The organism is Winogradskyella maritima, from assembly GCF_042650215.1.
Classification (GTDB): domain Bacteria; phylum Bacteroidota; class Bacteroidia; order Flavobacteriales; family Flavobacteriaceae; genus Winogradskyella; species Winogradskyella maritima.
In genome coordinates, this window is the sequence record NZ_JBHSAT010000022.1 from 128,194 (window position 1) to 153,593 (window position 25,400).

Below are 25,400 nucleotides of genomic sequence, written 5' to 3' on the forward strand. Positions count from 1 at the left end.
CAAAAAAAGCAACGCTTTTGCGTTGCTTCTTAATTTAGTCTTTATCCGATTTTACTTTAGCAATCGGTTGAATCGTGGGTTTCCATTTTTTATAGACCTCCATCTGTGGCTGTGTGAGGATATTCCACATTTCCATAGTTTCTGCCTTTCTGAGTTCGGCAATAAGATCTAGTTTTTCTTTTCCGGTGTAATTCTGATGGATTTTCTCCTCTCGAATCAAGAATTCTTCTACTTTCTTTTGAAATAAGGTGACTTGGCGTCCGTCCATGCCTAAATGCTTATTATACGCTGTGGTGACATCGTAAGCCACTTCTTCTAAAGCTTCGTTATTAAATTGAAGCATAGGGTCTTGTGCATTGGCATTGAAGGTAAATAATACGATACATAATATTATAAGTGTTCTCATGATTTTTTATTTTCAAGATAAGGCCTTATAACTGTTTTGCTTGACTGTATTCTATTTTGCTTTTGCTCTAAAACATGTCTAGCTCACGAAATACATTTTCATGTTTCCATGATTCTTTACCGCCAGCTCGCCCCGGTATTCGCAATGAAAATCTGATTTCACCACATTATAGGTCGCTTCTGATATATTGATGTGCCCTGCTTCAGAATTACTTTCCATACGTGAAGCGATATTTACCGTATCACCCCAAATGTCATAAGCGAATTTCTTGGTGCCAACCACACCAGCAACGACGGGGCCTGTATTAATCCCAATCCGTATATCAAAAGTTGCCGAGGTATGCGTATCGGTTTTGGCTTGGGTAACAAAATCATTCATTTCCTTGGCCGCCAAAACCATTTCCTTGGCTTGGTCGACATTGTCAAAACTCAAACCACCAACAGCCATGTAGGCATCACCAATGGTTTTGATCTTTTCCAAACCGTATTTGTCCATAATATTATCGAACTTGGTAAAGTAGTGGTCTATCGTTTGTACCACTTCCTCTGGCGATAGATGCTCAGAGTAACTCGTAAACCCTTTAAAGTCGGAAAACAACACTGTGACGGAAGGATACTTCTTCGCTTCTACCCGACCCTTGTCTTTTAGTTCTTGGGCGGTATCTTCTGGTAAAATATTTAACAATAAATGATCTGAACGTTCTTTTTCCTTAGCAATGATTTTATTGGTTTTTTGTACGAATTTGTTGCGCCTAAATAATCCATAAGCCAGCAAACCGATTAAGAATAAGACACCTGCAATAGCGAAGAGTATGATGCGTTGGGTTTTGCGTTTTTGTTCAGAAAGTTCTTTTTCCGTTAAAGCTTGCTGAGTCATTGCATTACCTATTTTTTGCACTTCATCTATATTTCTAATACTATCTCTATATTCTATATAATCCTCAAAATAGTTCAGTGAAGACTTGTAATCCCCACCACTCTTACTTAATTCAGAAAGCTTTAAATTGGCATCTCTTATTTGTTCTTTTAAACCATAATCCTTAGCAAGTTCTAAACTTCTGTTGGCGTATTTAAAGGCCAATTCATAGTTGCCTTTGTCTGCATATATATCGGCTAAATATGTTAGATACACAGATATAGGGTAATAATCCTTTAGCTCTTCTAAAATAAGAATAGCTTCATTGATGTTATCTTCTGCTAAGTCGTTCTTGTTTTGTTCTGCATAGACTATACCTATATTTCCCAAATTATAGGCTGTTCCTAGTGTATAATCTTTTTTCTTAAAAATGATGCTCGATTCTTCAAAATATTCTAGTGCTTTATCATACTGTTTGGTATTTAAAGACCAATCACCGGCATTTAACAGAGCTGATGCTAAGTTGGTTGAATCAGAAACCTTTCTTAAGGTTTCTATACCATCTCTATAATATAATTCAGCAAACTGATTATTTTCCATAACTGAGTATGTATCTGCTATGGAAATCTGAATTATCCCAACAACTCTATCATCTTTTATTTTTTTTGCATATTTAAGGCCATTGAGAAAAGCATCAACCGCCTTTAAATTATCTCCCTTATAAAGATAGGCGTTGCCTTTAGCTAAATAACCCATTTCATATGCTAAAGTTGAAGAATCGTTAGGAATTATATTAGGCGCTTTATTTAGAATCCTCTCTGCATAATATAGTATAGAATCTTGATTTGTTTCTGATTCTATTATTTTATTTAATATTCTAAATTCAGTTGTTTCATATTTACCTGACTTATAAATATCCTTTAGACTGTCAGCCTTTTTCTGGTTTTGAGAAATTAAGCTAAAAACATCTAAAATTAATATAATTATTGTTAGATAAAATGTCTTATCAACTATTAAAAATTTATCTAGACCCATCGATTTTTAATTTCAATCTAGGATCAATAGTAAAACTCCTCGTATCAAAAGGCATATTAGCAACAGCATGCCACGCATTTTCAGTATAATTGCTCATATACTGTACTTGTGGTCCAGAAAATACAATTGGGCCTCTTGTGGAATTACCTGCAATACCTTCGATGATAAACGGTGCATTGGCCACTTCGGTCCATACGCCATTATTAGACCTACAGACTCTATTGCCAGCATAAATAACTGTGCCATTGGTATTACTACCACTAATACCTTCAATATCAAATGGTGCGTTTGTTGCTGAAATCCATTGGTTGTTACTGTAGTTAGGCATATAAGCCACTTGGTTGCCAGCATAAGCCAATACACCATCTGAGTTTCTTCCGGTAATACCTTCAATACTAAATGGAGCATTGGCAAGTGGCGTCCATACATTATTAGCATTACTGTTCATGTAAGCAACTTGATTGCCTGAGTAGATTATAGCACCTCTTGAATTTTCTCCTGAAATTCCTTCAATAGTAAACGGTGCATTGCTGAGCATATGCCATTGCCCACTACTATAATCATCCATATACGCTACCTGGTTGCCACTATAGGCTATAACTCCAGTTGTATTATAGCCAGCAATCCCTTCAATTTCAAAAGGCGCATTGGGTACAATATGCCATATATTATTTTGATAGCTATCCATATACGCCACTTGGTTGCCTAAATAGACAATTGGACCATTTTCATTACTGCCCGAAATACCTTCATAGCCTGCCATACCAATCATGATGCTATACTCTTCTTCATCGTTGTTGTTAACTGAATTGTCGTTACGTACTTTAGCGACATACACGTTGTGGCCATTACCACGTTTAATTTCTTTCATAATGGATTTACCATCTTCGTGCTTTACATTCTGAAAAAACACAGGTGTCTGACCGTTTTTGGCTACGGCAGTCCATGTCAGTTTCTGGTTTTTCTGTACCTCAGAGGTGTAGTTTTCAGGATGTCCTGGGTCTTCTACAGGACCACCTAAGCCTTGGGAAAAGACGACCATAAGTTTTTTGTTCGCTTCCGTAATGTTCTCCGTATCTACGGTCACTGTAATGTTAATTGGGTCTGGTTGATTACTCATAATTTAAATATTTAATTGGTTAATAGACATAGTTTGTTGCGGGTAAATAGGCCACAACAGGCATTTGTAGTTATTTAAATACAGCTATTCCAATTACCAAAAGGGCTTTGGTTGAATCATGAAGAAAATGGGGAATAATTGATTAAAAATAGGTCATAAAAGGGTAATAACCTAATAAACAATTATTTAGTCTTATACCATTAGTAGATACCTTGTCTTATATGTTACACTAATTTTAAAAATAAGTTGAAAAAGAATTGCTATTCGGACTTAAACCCACATCAGTTAACACCATAATTTTCTTATTTTACACCCTTTAAATTTTCCTTTATTTTGAAAGTCTGTATCGCCGAAAAACCCAGTGTTGCTCGAGAAATTGCCTCCGTTCTTGGTGCCAATACCAAGCGCGATGGTTACTTTGAAGGCAACGGTTATGCCGTCACCTATACCTTTGGGCATTTATGCACCTTGAAGGAACCTGCAGACTATAAACCCTACTGGAAAAGTTGGGATTTAAATAATCTCCCGATGCTTCCTGATAAATTTGAAGTCAAGGTTTCAGACAATGATGGGATTAAAAAGCAATTCAACATTGTAAAGTCGTTGTTTCAAAAAGCTTCAGAAATCATCAACTGCGGGGATGCTGGGCAGGAAGGGGAATTGATACAGCGCTGGGTGATGAACGAAGCGGGTTATTCCGGAACGGTAAAACGCCTTTGGATTTCGAGTTTAACGACCGAAGCGATTCAAGATGGATTTAAAAACTTAATGCCCTCTGAAGATTTTGATAATTTGTATTACGCAGGCTTCTCTCGCGCTATCGGGGACTGGTTATTGGGCATTAATGCTACACGGTTGTACACCGTAAAACACGGCGGTTACAAGCAAGTTCTATCGGTTGGGCGTGTACAGACACCAACTTTGGCGATGCTAGTGAATCGTTTTAAGGAGATTGAAAACTTTAAGCCTCAACCTTATTGGGAACTACAAACGCTATATCGAGATACCCTTTTTCATTATGAAGATGGCCGTTTTTTAAAGATGGAAGATGGCGAAGTGCTGGCCAATAAAGTGAAAGCCGACGATTTTGAAGTTACGTCCATTACCAAAAAGAAAGGCACAGAATACCCTCCGAAACTGTTCGATTTAACCGGATTACAGGTGTATTGCAATACAAAATTTGGGATGTCGGCGGATGAAACCTTAAAGACAGCACAAAAACTGTACGAAATGAAAGTGGTGACCTATCCTAGGGTTGACACCACCTTTCTTCCCAATGATATTTATCCGAAATCAGCGGGCATTCTTCGTAAGTTGACCAAGTATTCAAAATTTACGGAATCGCTTCTCGGTCAGAAATTGAAGAAATCTGCCAAAGTCTTTAATGATAAAAAAGTAACGGACCATCATGCCCTTATTCCCACCGGAATAGAAATTCCATTACAACCTCGGGAACAGCAGGTTTACGATATTATTACGAGACGTTTCATTGCCGTCTTTTATCCTGATTGTAAGGTCTCCAACACTACGGTCATCGGGCAAGCATCTGAAGTCAAATTCAAAACGACTGGTAAGGAAATTGTGGAGCCTGGATGGCGTGTCTTGTTTAAGAGCAAATCGAATAAAGACCAACTCTTACCCAAATTTGAAAAAGGCGAAAAAGGCCCACACGAACCATCCTTTTTAGAAAAACAAACTAAACCACCAAACCAGTTTACCGAAGCTTCCCTCCTACGCGCCATGGAAACGGCAGGAAAGCAGGTGGATGACGATGAAATGCGAGAACTGATGAAAGAAAATGGTATCGGCCGTCCTTCGACACGTGCAAATATCATTGAAACCTTATTCCGGCGTAAATACATTAAACGAAACAAAAAGCAGATTCTACCGACTGTCACGGGTATTCAGTTGATAGACACCATACAAAATGACTTATTGAAATCTGCGGAATTAACAGGTCAGTGGGAGAAGCAACTCAAGGATATTGAAAAAGGGGAATTTTCGGCGAGTCAATTCATAAAAGGCATGAAACGCATGGTTGATGCTTTGGTCTACGAAGTACGAACCGAAAAAGTCGTGAACCGAATTTCCGCTGTTAATAATAAACCCAATTCAAAATCGAAGTCAAATAATAACTCGAAATCGAATAAAGGGTTGGTTGGTAGTACATGCCCAAAATGCCAATCGGGTCAGTTGGTAAAAGGGAAATCGGCCTACGGTTGTTCGCTCTATGGAAAAACGTGTGACTTCCTGTTGCCCTTCAAATTTGAAAATAAATCGATTTCTGAAAATCAATTCAAACGTTTATTAGATAAAGGCTCTACGGTAAATCTTAAAGGCTTCAAAATCGATGGAAAAACCCAAGAAGGGTTGTTGCGCTTTGATGAGAACTTCAAACTAAAATTTGAACCAAAAACAAAGGTCGCCAAGACTTCTGAAGCGCCTTCAAACTTATGTCCAAAATGTAATAAAGGTCAGGTTATTAAAGGAAAAACGGCTTATGGCTGTTCGGACTACAAAGTGGGTTGTGACTTTCGGTTTTCGTATGATGTGCTTCGGGAGAAAGCCAATGGACGCGAACTGACCAAAGCATTAGTGTTCCAAATACTTCGAAACGCAGACAACTTGCAACCCTAATTTTAACATTATTCAAGGTAGGGGTTTTTACATCAAGACTGTTATATCTATAGTATAACCCCTAAAACCCTCAATTATGAAAGCGTCTTTTTTTAAACCTATGCTTGTGTTTTTTAGTCTTTGCTTGCTATCTACCACCTGTTCTGAAGATGATGATGACGGTAGCCCAAATGACAATGCTATGCTCATTGCGCAAGTCACAGCTGATGTTCAATCCGGAACTTGGCGCGTCACAAGTTATATCGATTCTGGAGTCGATGAAACCAATGATTTTAATGGTTATGACTTTACATTCAGCGCCAATGGCACTTTAACCGCAACGAACGGTACAACCACAAAGTCTGGAACATGGTCAGTAACTGACAGCAGTAATTCTAGTGATGACAGCAATGACGACAATGATGTGGATTTTAATATTGCATTTAGCGTCCCAGAATCTGATGATTTTGATGACCTAAATGATGATTGGGATCTTATTGCCAATAGTTCTACTCAGATACAGCTTCGCGACGTCAGTGGTGGCGATGGAAGTGTTGACACATTGACGTTTGCCAAGAATTAACATCAGGTTTCAGATATTTAGTTTAGTTGCCTTTAGTGGCTGAAGCCTGAAAATAGAACATCCAGTAAGTCACTTACTGGATGTTTTAGTATCATATAGAGTCAGTCAATTTTCTCCCAAAGATGATCAATTGTAAGCCTAAAACTACCGAGGTGTTCAAATTCACAGGTGTCGGGTGTAATTATAGACAGGAAAGGTTCTTGTTTTGTATTATTATACAGATGATAAATCTCGCCGACTAAAGGCGTAAAACTAAATTTTGCTGAATTCACCAATTCGTTATAGGCCATCACTTCTAATATGGCATCATATTCTGCTTTAATGGCTTCAAAGCGCGCTTTTAAATGCTTATTAGCCTTGTAGACCTGTGTTTTCTTCCATGTAGAGTTATTGGGTAACGTAATTTGAGGTGCACCAACACTCGTAGCGAAGGGTAAAAAGGCCGCATTATATTGGCCTTTTTCCTCATCATAAACGACTAAATCTGGTTTCTTTTCTTTTTTCATATTGTGATTGTAGATCTTTTAGTAGTCCGTGGGATGCTCTTGTTATGACATTATAAGATAATTGACCAATCCAAAAAGTGCACTAATACCTATCCAAATTATCATATTTATTTTAAATCGATATAACGCGATAAGCGATACTATAATCCAACCAAATGTAATATAATCAAGGGTGGCAAATGATATTTCCGCTGGGAAGAGTACGGCCTTTCCTAAGTAAATCGTAAGGTTGAGAATTACACCAACAACTGCTGCGGTAACCAACGATAAGATTTCTTTAACCCATTTGTTTTCTTGCGTCCTTTCAATGATGGGGCCTCCAACAAGAATGAACAGAAAACAGGGAAGAAAGGTATAGAATGTCGTCGTTATTAGTCCAAGCGCCCCCATGGCTAATGAACCACCAAAATGATTATGACCTGCCATAAAACCTACAAATACCAAAACCATAACTAAAGGCCCTGGTGTTGTCTCGCCCAATGCAAGTCCGTCAATCATTTGTAATTCTGTCAGCCAACCAAATTGTTCAACACTGACCTGCGCCACATATGGTAGCACTGCGTAAGCCCCGCCAAATGTAACGAAGGCGGCTTTGGTAAAAAAAACGGATAGGTCTTTCCAAAATTCGAAATCACTGGTTAGAAAGTAAAAACCAACAAGAGGCATTGACCAGAGCAACGCACTAGTCCCTATTTGTTTCCAAAATCGTGATGGCTTAAAACCACTATGCGGTGATACAGTGTGCTTATTGATGTAAAATCCCTTCTCATCATCGTTTTCATTTGCGCTTTTGCTGCTGTTAGATTTGAAAAATACTGGAAAAACCTGTCTACAAAAACTTGCCAAAATAATAGCTCCAATGATAATCAAGGGGAACGATATATTGAAAAAGAATATACAAATAAACGCAGCCAGTGCAACAAATGCGTGAAACGGTGTAATCAATGATTTTTTACCGATTTTGATAAGAGCAAGAATAACAATGGCAATGACAGCGGGCTTGAGGCCAGTAAATAAGGCAAAAACCCAAGGCATGTTACCGAAAGACACATATATGGCGCTTAGACCAAGAAGAATGAACATGGAAGGAAGCACAAATAAAATTCCTGCGGTGAGGCCGCCCAGAGTGCCGTGAAGCATCCAACCGATATAGGTCGCCAATTGTTGCGCTTCCGGACCGGGTAAAATCATGGAATAATTTAAAGCGTGTAAAAATTTACTGTCACTGACCCACTTCTTCTTTTCAACCACATACTCGTGCATTATCGCAATCTGCCCAGCAGGACCTCCAAAACTGATAAACCCCAGTTTGGTCCAGAATCTAAGTGCTTCTTTAAATGATGGTTTTTGCATACGGAATTACGCTAGTTTTTTGCTTTGATTTGGCGTTTGTCCAACTTGTAATTTAATTCAGACGTACTCAGAGGACAAGTTTTCAATACTCAAGCCATCTTCAAGTTGTGCAATGACACCTTGTGCAGCTCTTTCTCCTGAAATCATCGCAGCGTTTAAAGAGCCGTTTAATAAATAATCACCAGCCAATACAATGGTGGGTTTTAAAAGGGTTTCCGTTGGCGACATATCACAGTGAAGATGATCCATATCTGGTAATGCTTTAGAAATATCATAGGTCTTTAAATGTCTCATAATTTCGATCCCACATCTAAATTGTAGTTCCTCAATAACAATGTCTAGCAACTGATCTTCGGAATAATTATGAGTTTTAACCACGGTAACAGATAATAATTCGTAACTACCTTTTGATGAGGCGCTTAGACTATTATGAAAAAAGATATTATTGATTAAGGCATCCTTATCTGAAATGAGGCCAATTAGAGGTTTTTTTATAGATCTTGAAGCGACTTCAAAATAAAGATTTTGACAAGATTTCCACGAAACCTCTTGATTGTTTAAATTGGAAATTAGTTTGCTGGTATTAGCAGTAACTATGGTAAAGTGTGTTGCAGCTTCTGATCCGTCTTTGAAAATGACGCGATCATCTTCTACTGCTTCGACTTCAGTATTAAATTTGAATTCCGTGGTCTTTAATTGTGACTTTAATTGTGAGGGAATGGCGCCTATACCCTCTTTTGGCAGGGTGGCTAAACCTTCACCGAACATTTTATAAACAAACTCAAACATTCGGCTTGACGTTCTTAAATCGGGCTCCAAAAAAATTCCAGAGAAAAAAGGTCTGAAAAAATGATTGATCATCTCATTGGAAAATCCTTTGTTTTCGAGATATGCCAGCGTTGTGGTTGTTTCGCTTTTAAAAATAGCATCTATAGATTTTCGCTTTAACGAGAGATTCAACTTCAGAATTTTAAGTTTATCAGACAGCGATCCTACCGAAGATGTCAATGTTGGTAACAACAGAGAGAGATGACGTAATGGGTCACCAATGGTCGTTGACGTGCCATTTTTAAATATGGTGGCTCCCGGTAAGAACTCTTGTAAATTTAGCGCTTCAAAATCAAGATGCTCCATGGCCTTAGGATAGGCGCTGAGCAACACCTGAAAGCCGTGGTCTAATTGATAGCCCTCCACAATATCGGTCTTAACCCGACCGCCAACCCGATCCGTAGCTTCAATAACTATGGGACGGTAGCCTTTAGCTTCCAAAGTCTTGGCGGCCAAAAGGCCACTTATGCCTGCACCAATGATGTGTATCTTGTAGCCTTCCCGATTCATTAGTGACTATTTAGGATTCAATGCCATCTCAATACGTTTCAAAATATCTTGATAATGGTAACGCGTTTCAGTATTGACTCCAGCTCTAGACGCACTTTGCAATGTACTGGCTAAGGTTGTTAATTCGCCACGGACTAAAGCCCTCACATCAGATTGGTTGACATTATAAGCTGTTCTTGAAAAACGGCTATTCATGTTTTCTGTCATTAAATAAGCCATTCGATCTATATAAGCACGTTGCAGATTTCGTCTGTAAACGGATACGTTTGAACGCGATTGCGATTCGGACCAAATACCGCGTCTTACATCGCGCAACATTTGCAATGGAGAATAATTATCAGAATCTAATGCGTGATGATCAATAAGCCTGCCCAAACGTCCAAAATCCAAAAGACTGTTGAGGTGTCTCGCTTGGAGCCCTCTTAAACGGTCGGTATATCCGGCGTGATTCACATTCTTTAAAATAGAAGTGTCTATCAACCACGTTGGTGTTGTAAACGCATTGTCTTGTAACCAATTCATCGCCGCTTTTTGCTGGTCTTTTGGAACAGCGGTATAAACAGTCCCTTCCTGAGACGGGTTTTTGGTGTCTTCGTAAACGCCACCGACATGCGTAACTACATGACCAACATAACGGCTCCAGACGCCGAGCAACTCGCCGTATAATTCATTGAGATCATCATAATTATTGGTGACATCACTGGTCCAATTTGGGAGATTAGCAGCTACATATTTAAGATTTTTTAAGCCGTAAGTACTTGCTTTTATACTATTGTTACCAATATCCTCTGTTTGTGAACGCGGGTCAAAACGACTGCCCTGGCTTCCAAATTTGTAAATTGGATCACCTCCTTTTTCAGACACCCATTGGTCCAAAGTTTTACGCTCTGCCTCTGCAGAGTTAGCTTCGTGAATATAGCGGTAACCGTAATTGATCGCGTAATCATCATAAGGCCCTAATTGTCTTACAAACCTGATGTTTTCATCACCTGGCTGTGCAATGTAGTTGTATCTCGCATAATCCATAATAGTTGATGCAATACCATATTTTTGCGTAAAATCACCATCACGATAATTCTCTACATCATAGGCGTAACTGGCCGCCATATTATGTGGTAAACCTAAGGTATGACCAACTTCATGGGCAATCACCATCTTCATCATCTCTCCTATTTCTTCGTCTGGGGTGTTAAGCGTTCTGGCAGACGGATTGGCGGCCCCGGTTTCCAATAAATAACGGTTTCTGTAGGAACGCAAATGGTTATGATACCATATAATATCACTTTCTATAATCTCACCGGTTCTTGGGTCAGATACACTTGGCCCAGTAGCATTTCGGGTGGTACTCGCCACGTAACGCACAACAGAATAACGGATGTCTTCTGGACTAAAATCAGGATCTTCGGCCTTTGTCGGTGGGTCTTTAGCGATGATTGCGTTTTTAAATCCGGCAGCTTCAAAGGCCTTTTGCCAAAGCTCAATTCCTTCTTTCATATATGATCGGAACTTCATTGGCGTCGCAGGATCTAAGTAATACACAATCGGTTTTATTGGCTCCACCAATACCCCACGTTTGTAGGCCTCAATATCTTTAGGAACTAATCGCCAACGACGGATATAGGTTTTTCTATCTGCCTTTAATTCATCGCTACCGTAATCGTATTTACTTAAGGTAAACCAACCGACTCTTGGGTCGAAATAGCGTGGTTGCATCTTATCTTTTGGCAACAGAATCATGGACTGATTCATTTGAATGCTTATTGTTCCATCGCCCGTATTTACTGGAGGTTCATTGGCATTAAAGGTGAAATCTTGAATCACTTCTATGTTCTCTGGAAAGCTCTTCATACTATTAATAAAGCTTCGTGAGGCATCTAAATTCCGTACTTTATATTGCGTTCTTGCTCTTGAAGACAAACCACTCAAGGCTTTTACGTCTGAATTGTAAAATTTCGTGACATCTACAACGATATTGCTTGAGTCTTTAGAAAACGCTTTTATATCGAAAGCATAGAGCGTAGGTTCATAATTGTTGGCTTGCACTGAAATATTTATCGGTAAACTATCTTCAGCGACGGCACTATAGGATTTTTCCTTGATTAAAATCTTATCCTGAAAGCGTTGCCATTGCACCAACCGCGTATTGGTTTTAGAGCCAGCATTGACGTAGCCACCACCCAAATTGGATGGTAATTTAGCAAATCGACTCACCAAAAGCATGTCTGTATCTAAATAGTCTTTAGGAATTTCATAGAAATAGTTGTCCCCTACTTTATGGACATGAAACAGACCTTCATCCGTTACGGCATCTTTAGTAATTACTTTATCATAAGGCTTTATTTTACCTTTTGATTTTGAGGCCGGCGCTTTGGCGCTAGTGGCTGTTGACGCTGATTGGGGCTTTTTAGCTTGGGCTTTAGTTGTACTGCAACTAAAGACTAATGACAGACCTAAAATGAGAAGGGGAATTTGGCGTAAATGCATTATAATGAACTATGGTTTTTGGTTAATCGATGCTAAAGATAATTAATACAATTATGAATGACGCCCATATCTTAAAAGCTGTTAAAATGATATGGTTAATCCTATTTTCTAACCTACTTTTGCAAAAATTTAAAGCCCCTTAATATGAAGGCATTTTTTAGACTTATCGCATTGCTCGAAGGTGTGTCTTACATTCTCTTGCTATTTGTAGCAACACCTATAAAATATTTGAATGGTGACCCACAGTACGTGAAACTTTTGGGCATGCCACATGGTATTTTGTTTATGGCCTATATTGTTTTAGCCATTTGGCTCAAACCTAAATACAAATGGAATCAACGTACCTTCATAACCGTACTGATCGCTTCTATCATCCCATTCGGGACGTTTTACGTAGATAAGAAATTCCTAAAGGCTTAAGATGCAAACACTAGACTGTTTATTTTACGACATGTTCCTGGATTGGGGTGTTTCCGAAAGTACTGCAACATATCTCAATATGTTGACACTGTTGGTTATCTCTTTGGTAGCCGTTTTTCTTATAGATGCTTTAATTCGAAGGGTTTTAAGACAGGTGTCGGCCAACATTGCCAATCGGACCAAATCGAGTTTTGATGACATTCTAATCGCCAATAAATTGCCTAGGAATGTAGCGCATATTATACCAGTCCTTCTCTTTTCGCAACTGATCCCTATAATTTTTAGGGATTTTGAAAGAGCGTCAACTATCATGAAAACGACGCTCACCATATTCGGAATAATGCTTACGCTTTGGATTGTTAGAAGTATTCTTAATTCCATAAAGGACTATTTAAAGCAGTCTGACAATTTTAGGGACAAACCGATTGACAGTTACATTCAGGTCTTTATGATATTTGCTTGGCTGATTGGTGTTTTCGCTGCGTTGGCAATTATTACGGGTCTGTCATTTATAAAGTTCGCTGGGACTCTCGGTGCGGCTTCGGCCATTATCATTCTTATTTTTAAGGATACCATTCTAGGTTTTGTAGCGAGTATTCAGGTTTCAATAAATGACATGGTGCGCATTGGTGACTGGATTACATTTGAAAAATATGGGGCCGACGGTGATGTGATTGAAATCAATTTGGCGACAGTAAAAGTTCAGAATTGGGATATGACCATTACCACTATCCCAACCTATGCATTGATATCAGACTCGTTTAAAAACTGGCGTGGTATGAAGGCTTCTGGTGGTCGGCGCATAAAACGTTCTGTTATTATTAAAGCCTCAACCATTCGATTTTTACAGCCTGAAGACTTATCGAAGTTTAAGAAGATTCAACTCGTTTCGAATTACATTTCGAATAAGGAAGCTGAAATCAATTCGCACAATAGTTCTCAAAATATTGATAAATCGGTCTTGATTAATGGACGAAACCTGACGAATTTTGGAGTCTTCAGAAAATACCTGAATACGTATATTGAAAATCACTCAGCCATAAACAAAGACATGACCATGATGGTCCGCCAATTAGAGCCCACACCACAAGGCATCCCGATGGAAATCTATGCTTTTAGTAAAGACCAGCGTTGGGAAAATTACGAGCACATTATGGGTGAAATCTTTGACCACGTTTTGGCGGCCGTTCCCTATTTTGATTTAGAGGTATTTGAGTTGTACCCCGTAATGAGTATGGCTAAGACTTAAGTCGGTCTTTAACAAATTCTACTTTTGTTTTACCGTGAGGTGCTGGCTTTCCGTCGTCACCTAGATTGACCATTATTATTTTATCGACGGTGAGAATGGTCTCGCGAGTCATTTTGTTTCGGGCTTCACATTTTAATGTGATAGAGGATTTCCCGAAGTTGAGTACTTCAATACCGATTTCTACAATATCACCTTGTTTTGCCGACGCCATAAAATTGATTTCGGAAATGTATTTGGTGACAATCTTACTATTCTCTAATTGAATGATGGTATATAATGCGGCCTCTTCATCAATCCACGCCAGTAATTGCCCTCCGAATAATGTGGCGTTTGGATTTAAGTCTTCGGGTTTAACCCATTTTCTGGTATGGAATCTCATATGTTAGTGGTTAGTCGTTAGTCGATTGTTGTTTAGATGTTTAGATGTTTAGATGAATTTAACTCTTATATACTAGCCTTAAAATAATGACCTTTGCTCATCGTCTTCATTAGGAACTTTTAATCTTGTGCCTAATTTTTCATTCAGTTGTTTGATGAAATAAGCGGAAAGTAAGGGCGATTCTTTTTCAATGTTTTGATGAACGAAAAAATCCACTTCCCTAATGCCGTAGTCTTTCCAAGTTTTTAGGCGTTCTACCCAATCATCCAACCGTGTATAATCACTATCATGATTAGCACCAACATAGCGAACAAACGCCCTGTCATTGGTCAATCGCATATGCATCAGGTCACGACGGCCAGCGGTGTCGACAATGATGTTAGAGATATTGTTTTCTTCCAATAGCTGGTAAAGCACATTAGAAATATCGGCATCATTATACCAATCCGTATGACGAAATTCTACGGCCAATGGAATTTCCTTCGGCCATGAGTCCATAAATGCCTTAACGCGGTCGAAATCCTTAGGCGCAAAATTATTGTGCATCTGAAGGAATAGACAGCCCAGCTTTTCTTTCAAATTTATCGCACTGTATAAATAGCGGTCAACGACTTGCTGGCTTTCGTCGCTTAAACGTTTCCAATGGCTAATTTCCTGATTCAATTTTGGAAAGAACCTAAATGTTTCGGGTGTTTTATCGTACCATTTTTCAAACTGTTCAGAAGGGAAAATCCTGTAAAATGTCGCATTTAGTTCTATGGAATTGAATTGACTGGAATAATAGGCCAATTCGTCCTTAGTACCCCTTGGATAGAATCCTTTGAGGTCGGCCTTGTTCCATTTGGCACAGCCCACATAAATCTTAAAATCATCATTAGGATTTGGCGTCAGAACGCGTTTCGTATCAGGATGGTCTTTAGGTAAAGTGAAGTCAATATCTTCAGGATTATCTACGCTTCCGAATTTCATAATTCAAAATTTTCAACTAAGATAAGAAGTCCGTGGGTTTTGTAAGAAAATTTGAAGTATTGTTAATAACCACGTTAACAAGAATCCGTCCGATTACTTAGCTCCTGCATCTATATGTGTAAATTTAATTCCAAGTTGAACTAAAATCCCTAACCATGTCCACGCGCACATCTAATTTGCTTTCTATTAGACCTATTATTTCTTCAGCTAAAGTTTATGATTCCATGAGTTCCGAAGAGTCTTTTCAGAATAAAACCTTACGGCCTGTGATTAAGATGCAACACGATTTATTCATCGCCGTATTCAGAAATTACAGCAAAAAGCACAAGAATGTATTCTTTGAATTGTCGCTTGAAAAACAGTTAGATTATATTGAAAATGCCATCCACAAGGACATGAAATTCAGAAACTCCATAAAAGGCATGATTATCGGGCAGTTCACTGTTGAAGAGTATGCGCTTTATATTGAAAATTCTTCAGCTTTAAATAAGCGTATGATGAATATTGTGAAAGAGCGCTTAATCAATAGCATTCAGGTATTAGCCCTTCCTCCTATTAAAAAAGCCGTTTGACTTTATCATACATTTAACAGTCCAAAGAGAAATTTTCATTACATTTGAAACGAACATTTCAAATAAAATGCCAAAAACTGAAATTTTTAATAGACAGATTGTTATAGACCAAGCCACCGAGGTATTCCATCGTAAAGGATACCATGCAACTTCAATGCAGGATTTAGTGGATGCCACAGGCTTAAATCGGTCTAGTATATACAATTCCTTTGAGAATAAGCAAAGTCTATTCTTGCTTTGTCTTAAAAATTATAGTGGCCGTTATACTAGGGCCAATGTCCAATCCACGTTATCAAACGCATCAACCATTAAGGTTATAGAGAGCATTTTTAATCTATATATTCAAGAAATTTGTAATGATAAAGATGGAAAAGGCTGTCTTATAGTGAATTGTAAGTCAGAAATGGCCAATAAGGATAAGGCGATAAACAATTTCTTGATTGCACATCAAAATGACACGTTGGCTTTTTTGGAGGATGTAGTCATCCTTGGCCAAGCAAAAGATGATATCAACACTTCTAGAAGTGCTAAAGACTATGCACTTTATTTGTTTTCGTCACTACAGGGATTGCGAATGACGGGCATATTAATTTCCGACAGAGCAAAATTACAAACCATAGTGCAAAATATATTGTCCACATTAATGTAAATTTTTTTTAATCAATTTGAAACGGTTGTTTCAAATAAAAACCATATATAACATGAGTAAATTCAAAAACAAAACAGTAGTAATTACCGGAGGCACAAGTGGCATCGGTTTAGCGACCGCCAAACAATTCATTGCCCATGGTGCAAAAGTTATCTTTACAAGTCGAAGTCAAGAGAACGTTGAAAAAACCGAAAAGGAATTAGGCTCATATGCTAAAGGTATAGTAAGCGACGCCGGAAGTACAAAAGATTTATGGAATCTTAAATCTGAAGTATCTAAACATACAGACAATGTCGATGTGCTCTTCGTCAATGCTGGTTTTGGGAAATTCAATTCACTAGCGGAAACCACTGAATACGAATTTGACAGTCAATTCAACACCTTGGTTAAAGGTGGCTATTTTACTGTACAGCAATTAGAAAGCATGATTCCCGATGGTGGAACGGTGATTTTTAATACAAGCGTTGTTACAGATATTGCTATGCCTGGCGCAAGTGTTTACGGAGCCGCAAAGAGTGCCGTTAAATATTTGAATAAAAGTTTCGCCAACGAATTAAAAGATAGAAACATCAGAGTAAACGCAGTGAGTCCTGGACCGATTGGCACTAACTTTTTTAACGAAGCTGGAGTACCAGAAGAACAACAGGAACAAATGGCATCTCAAATTTTGTCTCAAGTACCAATGAATAGATTTGGTGAAGCTAAAGAAATTGCGGATACCGTATTATTTTTAGCAAGTGATGAAAGTAGTTTTATTACGGGGCACGAAATACAGATTGATGGTGGCATGGTGCAAGTATAAGCGAACTTATACGGACTATTAAAAAACCCGAGTATCCCTTAAGGAAACTCGGGTTTTCTTTATAATAAAGACTCACCATTGAGATTAGTGGTTAGTACATCACTCATATAATCGAAAAACGGTCGTATGGCTTTAAAGTCGCTATTGACTTGATTGATAAATCCATCGGCCATAACTTCCTTGTCTGTAAAGGATTTGGTGAAGATGAATTGTTTTCTTCTGATTAAATCTATAGCAGGATGTTCCTTATCAAATCCTTTTGGTGCCGTTTTTAATTCATCACCAACAAATCCTCCCCAAACGGAATTGAAGGCTCTATTATTGAGGATGCCTCTCATTTCTGAGTCGTCCATTTCAAACTCTTTTCTTATTCTTAGTAAATCCTCTTTGCTTGGTTCCCAAAATCCGGTGGCAATAAACGATTCGTTATTAGGCTGAAGATGCAAGTAATAGCCTCCTCTCAATTCTGGTTTTCGTCTGGCAAAAGAACCCCCAAAATGGGTTTTATATGGTGTCTTATTTTTTGAAAAACGCACATCACGATAAATTCTGAATATTTTAGTTTTTTCAATCTGGTCATGCTCATTCATCAGTGAGCCCAAATAATTATACACCGCTTTCACTTCAGATTCTAACGCTTTAAACTCCGGCTTATGTTCTGTGAACCATTCCCGATTGTTGTTTTTCTTTAATTTATTAAAAAACGGAAATAGACCTTTAGGTATTTGCTGACTCATGGATTCAAAATTTCATTAAAAATAAAAAATGCCACGCAATAGCGTGGCATTTTTCAAATTGAATCTAAAGAATATTACTTCTTTTTCATCATTGTCTTTGTTTTCTTCATGTTATTACGGTTATACTCTTCCATAACCAACATATCTGCTTCATCATCATAATATTCAACTATAAATTTGTTTCCTCTAAAGAATCCAATTCCTGAATATTCATCAGTTGTAACCAGATACATGTTATTCTCGGTAGACAATCTTGCATTTGCTAAAAGTACATCTCCTTCATCCGTCATTATTGTAAAACCTGATGGATTTGGCGTCATATTATAGACTTGTCCATCAAAACGTGTATAGTTATAATTAGCGTAATTATCAAATCCGTTATTGTCAGTATCCTTTACCATTACGGTCTTATCAACTTTAGTTGGTGCCATAACACGGTCTTGTTTGTCTTTACCTGCATCTCTAGGATCTAACTTTACAGGTGTTGTCTCTCGCGTTTTAATCATTTCAATTTTACGCTCTTTCACTTCCCCATTAACTTTTACCTTAATGATTTTGGTTCTCGTTTCTTCTGTTACTTCTTTTGGTGTTTCTTGGGCATTAAGTCCTATAAATGAACATACGGCCAAGGCTAATATTACTTTTTTCATCATTTTTTTTTTAAATTAATACTTATAATTGTTGTGTTGTGTTCTTTATTTTAATCGTTCGTCTGCTTTCTCAACTTCTTCTTCTAAGTCTTCGACAGCATCTTTAGCGTTATTGCCTGCTTTTTCCAAATCTTGTTCCAAAGAATCATAAGCGCGTTCTACTTTTTCTTCTGGAGTCAATTCTTTTTTTTGTTCTCTACAAGCGGAGGTTGTCATCAGTCCGAATATCATAAAGAATACAAAGACTAATCTTTTCATAATGTATTTTTGTTTTTAGTGTTTAATAATTTATAGTACAAATATCTTAATTTTAAAGGGCTTAGCTTATTTCAATCGCCCTGTATAATAACTCATTTCCATGTTTAATTCGGCTATACTCCCTCTTCTTGATTTATAGATTGATTGATATTCAATTTATTGTCAAACTGTAGCGTTCGTATTGGGAAAGGAATATTAATATCATTAGCATCGAAGGTCTTTTTAAGTGCTATGATTGCTTTATTTGTAGCTCTTAATCTATCGATGGCTTTTTCGCCATTAACCCAAAATCTACAGAGGAAATTGATTGAACTTCCACCAAATTCCTTATAGTAGAATTCAACATCATCAGATGAATCCACAGTATCAAAAGTGTCTGCCATCGCTTCTTTGGTCAATTTTTGAACCAACTCTAAATCGGACTCATAACCCACGCCACATTCTAAGAAAATGCGCATTTTTTGTGTCAATGAATAGTTCTTCATTGGGTTTTCCAAAATGGTTTTATTTGGAATAATGACCATATTGTTATCAGCCTCTTTTAATGTAAAATCTTTTAAATTGATATCCATAACTTCACCTTCAAAGCCTGAAGTTTCAATCCAATGCCCTACTTGAATTTTCTTTCGGAATGATAGAATGACTCCAGCAAAGGTGTTTGCTAAAGTTCCCTGAAGTGCCAAACCAATGGCTAATCCAACGACTCCTGCACCGGCCAGTAATGAGGTTAGTGTTTTACCTAAATCAAGAATTCCTAAACAAAGAAAGAGACCGGCAAGCACTACAACGACCGCAGAGATGCGACCTATTGTTTTACTTATTGACGGTTGATTTACTTTTTTTCCTACCGCTTTTGTGACAAATTTATTAATGTATCTCGCCGCATAATAAGCCACAATCATGACTAAAATCGCAAGAATGAAATTTGGAAGACTTTCAATAATGGCGTTAAACCATCCTTGCAATTTTTCTATAAGATTTGACCATGCTACATTAAATTGTTCCTTCATATTTTGATTCTATTTATATTATTTATGTCCCACAAGGTCGGGAATAAGAGTACTTTATGTATTACACAATTTCAATTGATTTGTATATAATTATAAGATTTTAAAGGCTTCTTTATGGAACATTAAGATTGAAGAACCAATGGATTGTCGGATTTTTTTGCGTATTGACAGAATTTTCACTATAATGCAAAACTTTTTAAAATAAATTAAGTCAAATGGGTAGACCAGCAACAAGACCAACTAAGTTGAAAGATGGTTATTATATTGAGATCCGCAACAAAGGATCAAAATCAGGAGTTAAACTTTACAGCCAAGACAAATTACAGATGCACCGCGCTATTAAAATGTACGAGCGTTCTAAGGAAGTATTGATTCTAGGTGAATCAGTCAATGGAAAGTTCGTAGAGAAAGATCCGGTGTTACACGTAGCAAGTTAGGCTGTAGTAATATTAGACCAACCAAACCTTAAGAGGCATCAATGTAGAATTGATGCCTTTTTTAATGCCTCTTCAAACTTAACACTGTGTAAGATAAGACCTGAAGCTGGCGCCACAAAATTCATTTGCCACTGGGAATCTGCTTTGAGTGAATTAGCTATATCGTCTAAAGTTAAATCCCCTTTGCCTAAGTTGATTAATGTGCCAATCATCAGCCGGATTTGATTGCGCATAAAACCTTTCCCTCTGACTCTAAACACATAAGACGTTTCAGGAAAGAAACTAGCCGAATAAATATCGTTATCCACAATTTCTGAAAGCTCTAAATGCCTTTCAAAAAGACCAGTTTCTGACGGTTTATAGCAATAGGACTTAAAATTGTGAGTTCCTTCGTACAATTTCGCCCCTTTTTTCATTAAATCGATATCCAATTCTTGTTGAATTCCCGTCATTATGGAAGCACAAAACGGGTGATTTTTAGCACCTTGCGAAAACAAATAATGGTATTCTTTGATTTTAGAATCTTGGATAACATTAAATGTTTTATCCACTGGCACTATAGACAATGCTCTAATATCCTGAGGTAAATTTTCATTAAAGGTTTTGATGAACTCTTCTAAATCCGATAGGTCTTCATCATAGATAAACAGCTCAAAGGCCGCTTCGTTTGCAGAAACCATCGCATCTGTCCGTCCCGCACCAAGCGTCTTAAAACGTTGGTCAACTAAAACATATTTTAAAGTACGGTCAATCATATGATGCACCGTTTTAAGATTCGGTTGTTTCTGCCAACCATGAAACCGATAGCCTAAATATTGAACCTTAACCAAATAATAGAATGTCTTTTTAAACATAAAAGCAAGAACGTTATTTTATTGATGCTTTCAAAAGCAATCTGTATTTTTAAACCTTAATTCTACAGCTATTAATGGCCTATCCTTTTGACCCAAAATTAAAACATCATCTCCTTATCGGTTTAGGATTGGCCTTATGGATATTTGCCTTTCTCTATTTTACGGAACCTTTGGACGTTAGCGTATTTAGCCAAAGTGAAAAGCTACTCTACCTTCCAGGTTACGGTTTAATTGGCGGGGTTTGCTATTTGGTTTTTCTACCCTTTCAATATTTTTTGTATAAACGCACTAAGCCACAATGGTTTCTGTGGCAAGAAGCTATATTCCTACTGTGTTTTTGTGTTTTTGCCATTACAGTTTCAAGAATCTATTATTTAACAGTCATTATGGCAAATGATATTAATCCGTATACCTTGGGTTATATGCTATCTTCAATTTACCTTCCGGCGTTAACGACAATTCTTCCGATTATAATCATCGCACGTTATGCCTTTGGAAAGTATAAAAACAAGAAATTGGAAGCCACCAAAATTGAAATAAAAGGCGAGGGACAATACGAAGGCTTGAAACTTTTTCAGGATGATTTAATATGCATAAAATCGTCGGATAATTATATTGAAGTATTTTACCAATCAGGAACACTTCTGAAGAAAACACTCATCAGAAACAAACTATCTAAAATCGATGAAGAATTTGAAGATATCCTTAGGACGCATCGCTCCTACCTTATTAATCCACTTCATTTTCAACAATGGAAAACAGAAAATGGCAAGCGTTTTGCCCAAATGAGTCATAATATTTTATTGCCAGTTTCCAAAACCTATCAAGATAGCATCAGCACTCATATCAATTCCGCCACAAGAGGATAGCATTTCGCCCCAAAGCCTTATTATTATTGAATATATTGATAGTCAAGAAATAGATTTGTGTCAAGAAAGTTTAACATCAAAATCTATTTATCATGGTTTCAAAATCAGTTTTCAGTTTTATTTTTAGTGTCGTATTTGCTTTTACATTCTGTCAAACCGAGCAAAAAGAAGTTTTAATTATTGGCACAATGCATACGGTTCCAAAAATCGTAAAGAACAGTTATAAGCCGATGCTTCGTCGAGCAGAAAAATATAATCCAGATGCAATCTATGTGGAAAGTCCTCGAGGGGATGACTCTTTAAGTTGGGACTATTTAAAAGACGGTTGGTCTAAAAGTTATAAGGCGTTTTATTATTTGTCTGACTCCATTCAAAAGACATTTAATCCCAATCCTGAAAAATTCAATCGTACTTTAAAAAAATCATTTGTCGATATGAGCGAAAGCGATTTGGATTACCTTATCACAACCTTTGCTTATAGGACAGACAATGCTAATTACGAATTTTATACGTACATCAAAAAATACGGCGTACAAGGTTCAAAAAAACCAACGCGACATGAAGATGGCGACCTTACTTTTAAACTAGCCTTGTCCCAAAACATAAAACTGCTCACATCCATGGATGACCAGCAAACTAACGGTTTGTTCCATGAGGCGTGGAAGAAATGTTCCATAGAAGGAAGAACCAATGGCAATAATCAGATAAATACCAAACTGAATAAGAAAAGCTATAACTCCTCCATTCTACCTGCTATTTTCAGAGGTTTGGGAAAGCATACCAATAAGAGAAAATCATTGGAAATGCTCCACGAAATGAGCTCTTTTGAATATGCTAAAGTTGAAACACCAGGGTGTATTGACGGAAATAAATATTGGGACGAACGCAATATGCGTATGGCAAAAAATATTGCTGAGCAGGTTATTGAGTCTGATGGAAAACGACATATTGTTATTGTCGGGGCATCACACGTTATTGGTCTAGAAGAAGAGCTTAAATCTAAATATCCAAATCTTACGGTAAAACTCGCGAATGATTAAACTTTCTTTACATCAATGCGAAAAAACTGTCGTTCTCATTTGAGTTCGGCAGTTTTATTTTTCCCTAGATTTTAAAACACTAACAACATCATTCAGTTTATAACCCTTAGCCTGAAGCAACATTAAATAGTGAAATAACAAATCGGCACTCTCATTTAAGAATAAGTCATCGTTATTATCTTTAGCCTCAATAACCACTTCAACGGCCTCCTCTCCCACTTTCTGCGCAATTTTGTTGATGCCTTTTTCAAACAAAGACGCTACATAAGAGGATTCGCCTGAAGCATTTTTTACACGGTCTTCAATGGTACTTTCCAATTTTGAAATAAACCCAAAACTTTCATTATTAATGTCTCCCCAACAGGTGTCCGTACCTCTATGGCAAGTTGGTCCAGCGGGTTTGGCTTCAATTAAAAGTGTATCATTGTCACAGTCATTTTTAATACTGATGAGTGTCAAAGTATTTCCACTTTCCTCGCCTTTGGTCCATAAGCGTTGCTTACTCCGACTGAAAAAAGTCACCAATTTTGTGTCATTTGTTTTTTGAATTGCCTCAGCATTCATATAACCCAACATCAATACCTTTTTTGTTGTTGTATCTTGAATGATAGCTGGAATCAGCCCATCTGAATTATATTTTATATCTGTCATCTTAAAGTCGTACTTCAATGTTCTGTCGTTTTAATTCTTTTTTTAATGTCGGAATGGGAATCTCACCAAAATGAAACACGCTCGCCGCCAAGGCCGCATCCGCTTTTCCATTTTTGAAGGTATCCGCAAAATCCTGAATACTACCTGCGCCACCAGAAGCAATGATTGGTATATTAACCAAGTCTGAAAGTTTTGCTAAGGCCTCATTTGCGAATCCCGCTTTGGTGCCATCATGGTCCATCGAGGTAAATAAAATCTCCCCAGCACCGCGCTCTTCGACCTCTTTTGCCCAATCGAATAGTTTTATATCCGTCGGAATGGTACCACCCGCCAAATGCACGAACCAATCGCCATTAATTTGTTTTGCATCAATGGCCACTACGACACATTGACTTCCAAATTTATCGGCCAGTTCATTAACCAGTTCTGGTCGTTTTACGGCCGACGAGTTAATGGATATCTTGTCCGCACCACACTTTAGTAAAGCATCAACATCTTCGACGGAAGAAATACCGCCACCTACTGTAAATGGAATATTGACTTGCTCTGCAACACGCAAGACCATATTGTGCATGGTCTTACGGTTTTCAAGCGTGGCCGCTATGTCTAGGAATACTAGTTCATCTGCCCCTATTTCGGCATATTGTTTCGCTAATTCTACTGGGTCTCCCGCGTCTCTCAAATTGACAAAGTTGACCCCTTTAACGGTTCGACCATTTTTTATATCTAAACAAGGTATGATTCGTTTTGCTAGCATAATCCCATCCTAACCTTCCCTAAGGGAAGGAACTATTATTGGTTAATAATGAATTGTTCTAGCTGTTTTAAGCTAATCTTATTTTCGTAAATCGCTTTCCCGATGATGACACCATCGCAACCCATGTCGTTGAGCTGTGGCAGTTCATCAAATTTTGAAATTCCTCCTGAAGCAATGAGTTTTAATCCACTTCCCGTGATGCTTAGGGAATCCTCAGTGTGACACTCCTTTAAAATTCTAGAATACAAATCAAATGAAGGGCCTTGCAACATACCGTCTTTGGAAATGTCGGTACAGATGACGTATTCTATGCCTTTATCCTGATAATTTTGAATAAAAGGAATGACGTTTAATTCGCTTTCTTCCAGCCACCCATCTGTCGCAATCTTTTCATTATTGCAATCGGCACCTAGAATGATTTTTTCAACACCATAGGTATTTATCCAACTTTCAAAAGTTTCTGGATTTTTAACCGCAATACTTCCACCAGTAATTTGTTGTGCGCCGGACTCGAAAGCTATCTTTAAGTCTTCGTTGGACTTTAAACCGCCTCCAAAATCAATTTTGAGATTGGTTTTAGATGCAATGCGTTCTAAAACTTTGTAATTGACAATGTGCTTGGCTTTAGCACCGTCTAAATCCACAACGTGCAAATACTGAATGCCTGCGTCTTCAAACTGTTTCGCGACTTCAACAGGATTTTCATTATATATCTTCTTAGTGTCGTAATCACCTTTAGTGAGGCGCACGCACTTTCCGTCTATGATATCTATGGCTGGTATTATTCTCATGCTTACTTCC

Annotated in this window: 27 protein-coding genes; 10 read left to right on the top strand and 17 right to left on the bottom strand. The window is 37.7% G+C overall.

Translation table 11 applies throughout. From position 1 onward, the window contains the following. Nucleotides 1-34: 34 nt before the first annotated feature. The 3 genes from ACFOSX_RS12495 to ACFOSX_RS12505 form a co-directional block, all read right to left on the bottom strand. Nucleotides 35-406 (bottom strand): hypothetical protein, encoded by a 372-nt coding sequence (locus ACFOSX_RS12495; RefSeq protein ID WP_386101647.1) that lies wholly within the window; start codon nucleotides 404-406, stop codon nucleotides 35-37. Between the two features lie 78 nt (nucleotides 407-484). After that, complete coding sequence (locus ACFOSX_RS12500; RefSeq protein ID WP_386101650.1) at nucleotides 485-2,296, bottom strand: adenylate/guanylate cyclase domain-containing protein; 1,812 nt, start codon at nucleotides 2,294-2,296, stop codon at nucleotides 485-487. After that, nucleotides 2,283-3,416: a hypothetical protein gene (locus tag ACFOSX_RS12505; RefSeq protein ID WP_386101653.1), complete on the bottom strand. Its 1,134-nt coding sequence runs from the start codon at nucleotides 3,414-3,416 to the stop codon at nucleotides 2,283-2,285. The genes ACFOSX_RS12500 and ACFOSX_RS12505 overlap by 14 nt, the downstream gene beginning before the upstream one ends. A gap of 333 nt (nucleotides 3,417-3,749) precedes the next feature. Between ACFOSX_RS12505 and ACFOSX_RS12510 the strand changes: the two genes are divergently transcribed. Then, nucleotides 3,750-6,053 carry a type IA DNA topoisomerase gene (locus ACFOSX_RS12510; protein ID WP_386101656.1) on the top strand — a complete coding sequence of 768 codons (2,304 nt, stop codon included), beginning with the start codon at nucleotides 3,750-3,752 and terminating at the stop codon, nucleotides 6,051-6,053. 76 nt (nucleotides 6,054-6,129) lie between these two features. Beyond that, nucleotides 6,130-6,615, top strand: a complete 486-nt coding sequence (locus tag ACFOSX_RS12515; RefSeq protein WP_386101659.1) for a hypothetical protein — start codon at nucleotides 6,130-6,132, stop codon at nucleotides 6,613-6,615. 101 nt (nucleotides 6,616-6,716) lie between these two features. Here ACFOSX_RS12515 and ACFOSX_RS12520 read toward each other — a convergent pair whose 3' ends face one another. Genes ACFOSX_RS12520 through ACFOSX_RS12535 form a run of 4 tightly spaced genes read right to left on the bottom strand, consistent with a single transcriptional unit; the run spans nucleotide 6,717 to nucleotide 12,296 of the window. Beyond that, nucleotides 6,717-7,121 carry a DUF2452 domain-containing protein gene (locus tag ACFOSX_RS12520; protein ID WP_386101662.1) on the bottom strand — a complete coding sequence of 135 codons (405 nt, stop codon included), beginning with the start codon at nucleotides 7,119-7,121 and terminating at the stop codon, nucleotides 6,717-6,719. A 42-nt stretch (nucleotides 7,122-7,163) separates the two neighbouring features. Then, complete coding sequence (chrA, locus tag ACFOSX_RS12525) at nucleotides 7,164-8,474, bottom strand: chromate efflux transporter (protein ID WP_386101665.1); 1,311 nt, start codon at nucleotides 8,472-8,474, stop codon at nucleotides 7,164-7,166. Between the two features lie 57 nt (nucleotides 8,475-8,531). Then, nucleotides 8,532-9,812: an FAD-dependent oxidoreductase gene (locus tag ACFOSX_RS12530; protein WP_386101668.1), complete on the bottom strand. Its 1,281-nt coding sequence runs from the start codon at nucleotides 9,810-9,812 to the stop codon at nucleotides 8,532-8,534. A gap of 6 nt (nucleotides 9,813-9,818) precedes the next feature. Next, a complete protein-coding gene (locus ACFOSX_RS12535) occupies nucleotides 9,819-12,296 on the bottom strand; it encodes a zinc-dependent metalloprotease (RefSeq protein WP_386101671.1) in 2,478 nt (825 codons plus the stop codon). A 144-nt stretch (nucleotides 12,297-12,440) separates the two neighbouring features. On the opposite strand from ACFOSX_RS12535, the gene ACFOSX_RS12540 reads away from it, so the two are divergent. Both ACFOSX_RS12540 and ACFOSX_RS12545 read left to right on the top strand, forming a co-directional pair. Continuing rightward, on the top strand, nucleotides 12,441-12,716 hold the full coding sequence (locus tag ACFOSX_RS12540) for a DUF3817 domain-containing protein (RefSeq protein ID WP_386101674.1): 276 nt from the start codon (nucleotides 12,441-12,443) through the stop codon (nucleotides 12,714-12,716). A gap of 1 nt (nucleotide 12,717) precedes the next feature. Beyond that, nucleotides 12,718-13,965: a mechanosensitive ion channel family protein gene (locus ACFOSX_RS12545; protein ID WP_386101677.1), complete on the top strand. Its 1,248-nt coding sequence runs from the start codon at nucleotides 12,718-12,720 to the stop codon at nucleotides 13,963-13,965. On the opposite strand, the gene ACFOSX_RS12550 is transcribed toward ACFOSX_RS12545, so the two are convergent. After that, entirely contained in the window at nucleotides 13,955-14,344 is a 390-nt protein-coding gene (locus ACFOSX_RS12550; RefSeq protein ID WP_386101680.1) for an acyl-CoA thioesterase, read from the bottom strand. The genes ACFOSX_RS12545 and ACFOSX_RS12550 overlap by 11 nt on opposite strands. A gap of 78 nt (nucleotides 14,345-14,422) precedes the next feature. Further along, the gene (locus ACFOSX_RS12555; RefSeq protein ID WP_386101683.1) at nucleotides 14,423-15,313 is read right to left on the bottom strand and encodes a DUF72 domain-containing protein; all 891 of its coding nucleotides are present in this window, start codon (nucleotides 15,311-15,313) and stop codon (nucleotides 14,423-14,425) included. A gap of 155 nt (nucleotides 15,314-15,468) precedes the next feature. On the opposite strand from ACFOSX_RS12555, the gene ACFOSX_RS12560 reads away from it, so the two are divergent. The 3 genes from ACFOSX_RS12560 (at nucleotide 15,469) to ACFOSX_RS12570 (ending at nucleotide 17,336) form a co-directional block, all read left to right on the top strand. Next, complete coding sequence (locus tag ACFOSX_RS12560; protein ID WP_386101686.1) at nucleotides 15,469-15,885, top strand: glyoxalase; 417 nt, start codon at nucleotides 15,469-15,471, stop codon at nucleotides 15,883-15,885. A gap of 67 nt (nucleotides 15,886-15,952) precedes the next feature. Beyond that, nucleotides 15,953-16,534: a TetR/AcrR family transcriptional regulator gene (locus ACFOSX_RS12565; RefSeq protein WP_386101689.1), complete on the top strand. Its 582-nt coding sequence runs from the start codon at nucleotides 15,953-15,955 to the stop codon at nucleotides 16,532-16,534. A gap of 52 nt (nucleotides 16,535-16,586) precedes the next feature. After that, nucleotides 16,587-17,336, top strand: a complete 750-nt coding sequence (locus ACFOSX_RS12570; protein ID WP_386101692.1) for an SDR family oxidoreductase — start codon at nucleotides 16,587-16,589, stop codon at nucleotides 17,334-17,336. A 59-nt stretch (nucleotides 17,337-17,395) separates the two neighbouring features. On the opposite strand, the gene ACFOSX_RS12575 is transcribed toward ACFOSX_RS12570, so the two are convergent. From ACFOSX_RS12575 to ACFOSX_RS12590, 4 genes are all read right to left on the bottom strand, one after another. Then, nucleotides 17,396-18,073: a DUF2461 domain-containing protein gene (locus ACFOSX_RS12575; RefSeq protein WP_386101695.1), complete on the bottom strand. Its 678-nt coding sequence runs from the start codon at nucleotides 18,071-18,073 to the stop codon at nucleotides 17,396-17,398. A 74-nt stretch (nucleotides 18,074-18,147) separates the two neighbouring features. Beyond that, nucleotides 18,148-18,723 carry a hypothetical protein gene (locus ACFOSX_RS12580; RefSeq protein WP_386101698.1) on the bottom strand — a complete coding sequence of 192 codons (576 nt, stop codon included), beginning with the start codon at nucleotides 18,721-18,723 and terminating at the stop codon, nucleotides 18,148-18,150. 45 nt (nucleotides 18,724-18,768) lie between these two features. After that, the gene (locus ACFOSX_RS12585; RefSeq protein WP_386101701.1) at nucleotides 18,769-18,981 is read right to left on the bottom strand and encodes a hypothetical protein; all 213 of its coding nucleotides are present in this window, start codon (nucleotides 18,979-18,981) and stop codon (nucleotides 18,769-18,771) included. Between the two features lie 113 nt (nucleotides 18,982-19,094). After that, nucleotides 19,095-19,991, bottom strand: coding sequence for a mechanosensitive ion channel family protein (locus ACFOSX_RS12590; protein ID WP_386101704.1), 897 nt, complete (start codon nucleotides 19,989-19,991; stop codon nucleotides 19,095-19,097). A gap of 215 nt (nucleotides 19,992-20,206) precedes the next feature. On the opposite strand from ACFOSX_RS12590, the gene ACFOSX_RS12595 reads away from it, so the two are divergent. Continuing rightward, a complete protein-coding gene (locus ACFOSX_RS12595; RefSeq protein WP_386101707.1) occupies nucleotides 20,207-20,428 on the top strand; it encodes a hypothetical protein in 222 nt (73 codons plus the stop codon). A gap of 38 nt (nucleotides 20,429-20,466) precedes the next feature. On the opposite strand, the gene truA is transcribed toward ACFOSX_RS12595, so the two are convergent. Continuing rightward, nucleotides 20,467-21,282: a tRNA pseudouridine(38-40) synthase TruA gene (gene truA, locus ACFOSX_RS12600; protein ID WP_386101709.1), complete on the bottom strand. Its 816-nt coding sequence runs from the start codon at nucleotides 21,280-21,282 to the stop codon at nucleotides 20,467-20,469. A gap of 74 nt (nucleotides 21,283-21,356) precedes the next feature. Between truA and ACFOSX_RS12605 the strand changes: the two genes are divergently transcribed. Both ACFOSX_RS12605 and ACFOSX_RS12610 read left to right on the top strand, forming a co-directional pair. Next, a complete protein-coding gene (locus tag ACFOSX_RS12605; protein ID WP_386101712.1) occupies nucleotides 21,357-22,151 on the top strand; it encodes a LytTR family DNA-binding domain-containing protein in 795 nt (264 codons plus the stop codon). Nucleotides 22,152-22,243: 92 nt separating this feature from the next. Continuing rightward, nucleotides 22,244-23,191 (top strand): DUF5694 domain-containing protein, encoded by a 948-nt coding sequence (locus tag ACFOSX_RS12610; RefSeq protein WP_386101715.1) that lies wholly within the window; start codon nucleotides 22,244-22,246, stop codon nucleotides 23,189-23,191. Between the two features lie 54 nt (nucleotides 23,192-23,245). Here the strand turns inward: ACFOSX_RS12610 and hisIE are convergent, their stop codons facing one another. From hisIE to hisA, 3 genes are read right to left on the bottom strand one after another with little or no spacing between them, the layout of a single operon-like run. Next, nucleotides 23,246-23,842, bottom strand: a complete 597-nt coding sequence (gene hisIE / locus ACFOSX_RS12615) for a bifunctional phosphoribosyl-AMP cyclohydrolase/phosphoribosyl-ATP diphosphatase HisIE (RefSeq protein ID WP_386101983.1) — start codon at nucleotides 23,840-23,842, stop codon at nucleotides 23,246-23,248. Nucleotide 23,843: 1 nt separating this feature from the next. Further along, nucleotides 23,844-24,599: an imidazole glycerol phosphate synthase subunit HisF gene (gene hisF / locus ACFOSX_RS12620; RefSeq protein ID WP_386101718.1), complete on the bottom strand. Its 756-nt coding sequence runs from the start codon at nucleotides 24,597-24,599 to the stop codon at nucleotides 23,844-23,846. Nucleotides 24,600-24,634: 35 nt separating this feature from the next. After that, a complete protein-coding gene (hisA, locus tag ACFOSX_RS12625; RefSeq protein ID WP_386101721.1) occupies nucleotides 24,635-25,390 on the bottom strand; it encodes a 1-(5-phosphoribosyl)-5-[(5-phosphoribosylamino)methylideneamino]imidazole-4-carboxamide isomerase in 756 nt (251 codons plus the stop codon). Nucleotides 25,391-25,400: the final 10 nt, after the last annotated feature.

Coding starts and splice junctions, on each gene's coding strand:
- ACFOSX_RS12495 (WP_386101647.1), bottom strand. CDS start 406: ATGAGAACACTTATAATATTATGTATCGTATTATTTACCTTCAATGCC.
- ACFOSX_RS12500 (WP_386101650.1), bottom strand. CDS start 2,296: ATGGGTCTAGATAAATTTTTAATAGTTGATAAGACATTTTATCTAACA.
- ACFOSX_RS12505 (WP_386101653.1), bottom strand. CDS start 3,416: ATGAGTAATCAACCAGACCCAATTAACATTACAGTGACCGTAGATACG.
- ACFOSX_RS12515 (WP_386101659.1), top strand. CDS start 6,130: ATGAAAGCGTCTTTTTTTAAACCTATGCTTGTGTTTTTTAGTCTTTGC.
- ACFOSX_RS12520 (WP_386101662.1), bottom strand. CDS start 7,121: ATGAAAAAAGAAAAGAAACCAGATTTAGTCGTTTATGATGAGGAAAAA.
- chrA (WP_386101665.1), bottom strand. CDS start 8,474: ATGCAAAAACCATCATTTAAAGAAGCACTTAGATTCTGGACCAAACTG.
- ACFOSX_RS12530 (WP_386101668.1), bottom strand. CDS start 9,812: ATGAATCGGGAAGGCTACAAGATACACATCATTGGTGCAGGCATAAGT.
- ACFOSX_RS12535 (WP_386101671.1), bottom strand. CDS start 12,296: ATGCATTTACGCCAAATTCCCCTTCTCATTTTAGGTCTGTCATTAGTC.
- ACFOSX_RS12540 (WP_386101674.1), top strand. CDS start 12,441: ATGAAGGCATTTTTTAGACTTATCGCATTGCTCGAAGGTGTGTCTTAC.
- ACFOSX_RS12545 (WP_386101677.1), top strand. CDS start 12,718: ATGCAAACACTAGACTGTTTATTTTACGACATGTTCCTGGATTGGGGT.
- ACFOSX_RS12550 (WP_386101680.1), bottom strand. CDS start 14,344: ATGAGATTCCATACCAGAAAATGGGTTAAACCCGAAGACTTAAATCCA.
- ACFOSX_RS12555 (WP_386101683.1), bottom strand. CDS start 15,313: ATGAAATTCGGAAGCGTAGATAATCCTGAAGATATTGACTTCACTTTA.
- ACFOSX_RS12560 (WP_386101686.1), top strand. CDS start 15,469: ATGTCCACGCGCACATCTAATTTGCTTTCTATTAGACCTATTATTTCT.
- ACFOSX_RS12565 (WP_386101689.1), top strand. CDS start 15,953: ATGCCAAAAACTGAAATTTTTAATAGACAGATTGTTATAGACCAAGCC.
- ACFOSX_RS12570 (WP_386101692.1), top strand. CDS start 16,587: ATGAGTAAATTCAAAAACAAAACAGTAGTAATTACCGGAGGCACAAGT.
- ACFOSX_RS12575 (WP_386101695.1), bottom strand. CDS start 18,073: ATGAGTCAGCAAATACCTAAAGGTCTATTTCCGTTTTTTAATAAATTA.
- ACFOSX_RS12580 (WP_386101698.1), bottom strand. CDS start 18,723: ATGAAAAAAGTAATATTAGCCTTGGCCGTATGTTCATTTATAGGACTT.
- ACFOSX_RS12585 (WP_386101701.1), bottom strand. CDS start 18,981: ATGAAAAGATTAGTCTTTGTATTCTTTATGATATTCGGACTGATGACA.
- ACFOSX_RS12590 (WP_386101704.1), bottom strand. CDS start 19,991: ATGAAGGAACAATTTAATGTAGCATGGTCAAATCTTATAGAAAAATTG.
- ACFOSX_RS12595 (WP_386101707.1), top strand. CDS start 20,207: ATGGGTAGACCAGCAACAAGACCAACTAAGTTGAAAGATGGTTATTAT.
- truA (WP_386101709.1), bottom strand. CDS start 21,282: ATGTTTAAAAAGACATTCTATTATTTGGTTAAGGTTCAATATTTAGGC.
- ACFOSX_RS12605 (WP_386101712.1), top strand. CDS start 21,357: ATGGCCTATCCTTTTGACCCAAAATTAAAACATCATCTCCTTATCGGT.
- ACFOSX_RS12610 (WP_386101715.1), top strand. CDS start 22,244: ATGGTTTCAAAATCAGTTTTCAGTTTTATTTTTAGTGTCGTATTTGCT.
- hisIE (WP_386101983.1), bottom strand. CDS start 23,842: ATGACAGATATAAAATATAATTCAGATGGGCTGATTCCAGCTATCATT.
- hisF (WP_386101718.1), bottom strand. CDS start 24,599: ATGCTAGCAAAACGAATCATACCTTGTTTAGATATAAAAAATGGTCGA.
- hisA (WP_386101721.1), bottom strand. CDS start 25,390: ATGAGAATAATACCAGCCATAGATATCATAGACGGAAAGTGCGTGCGC.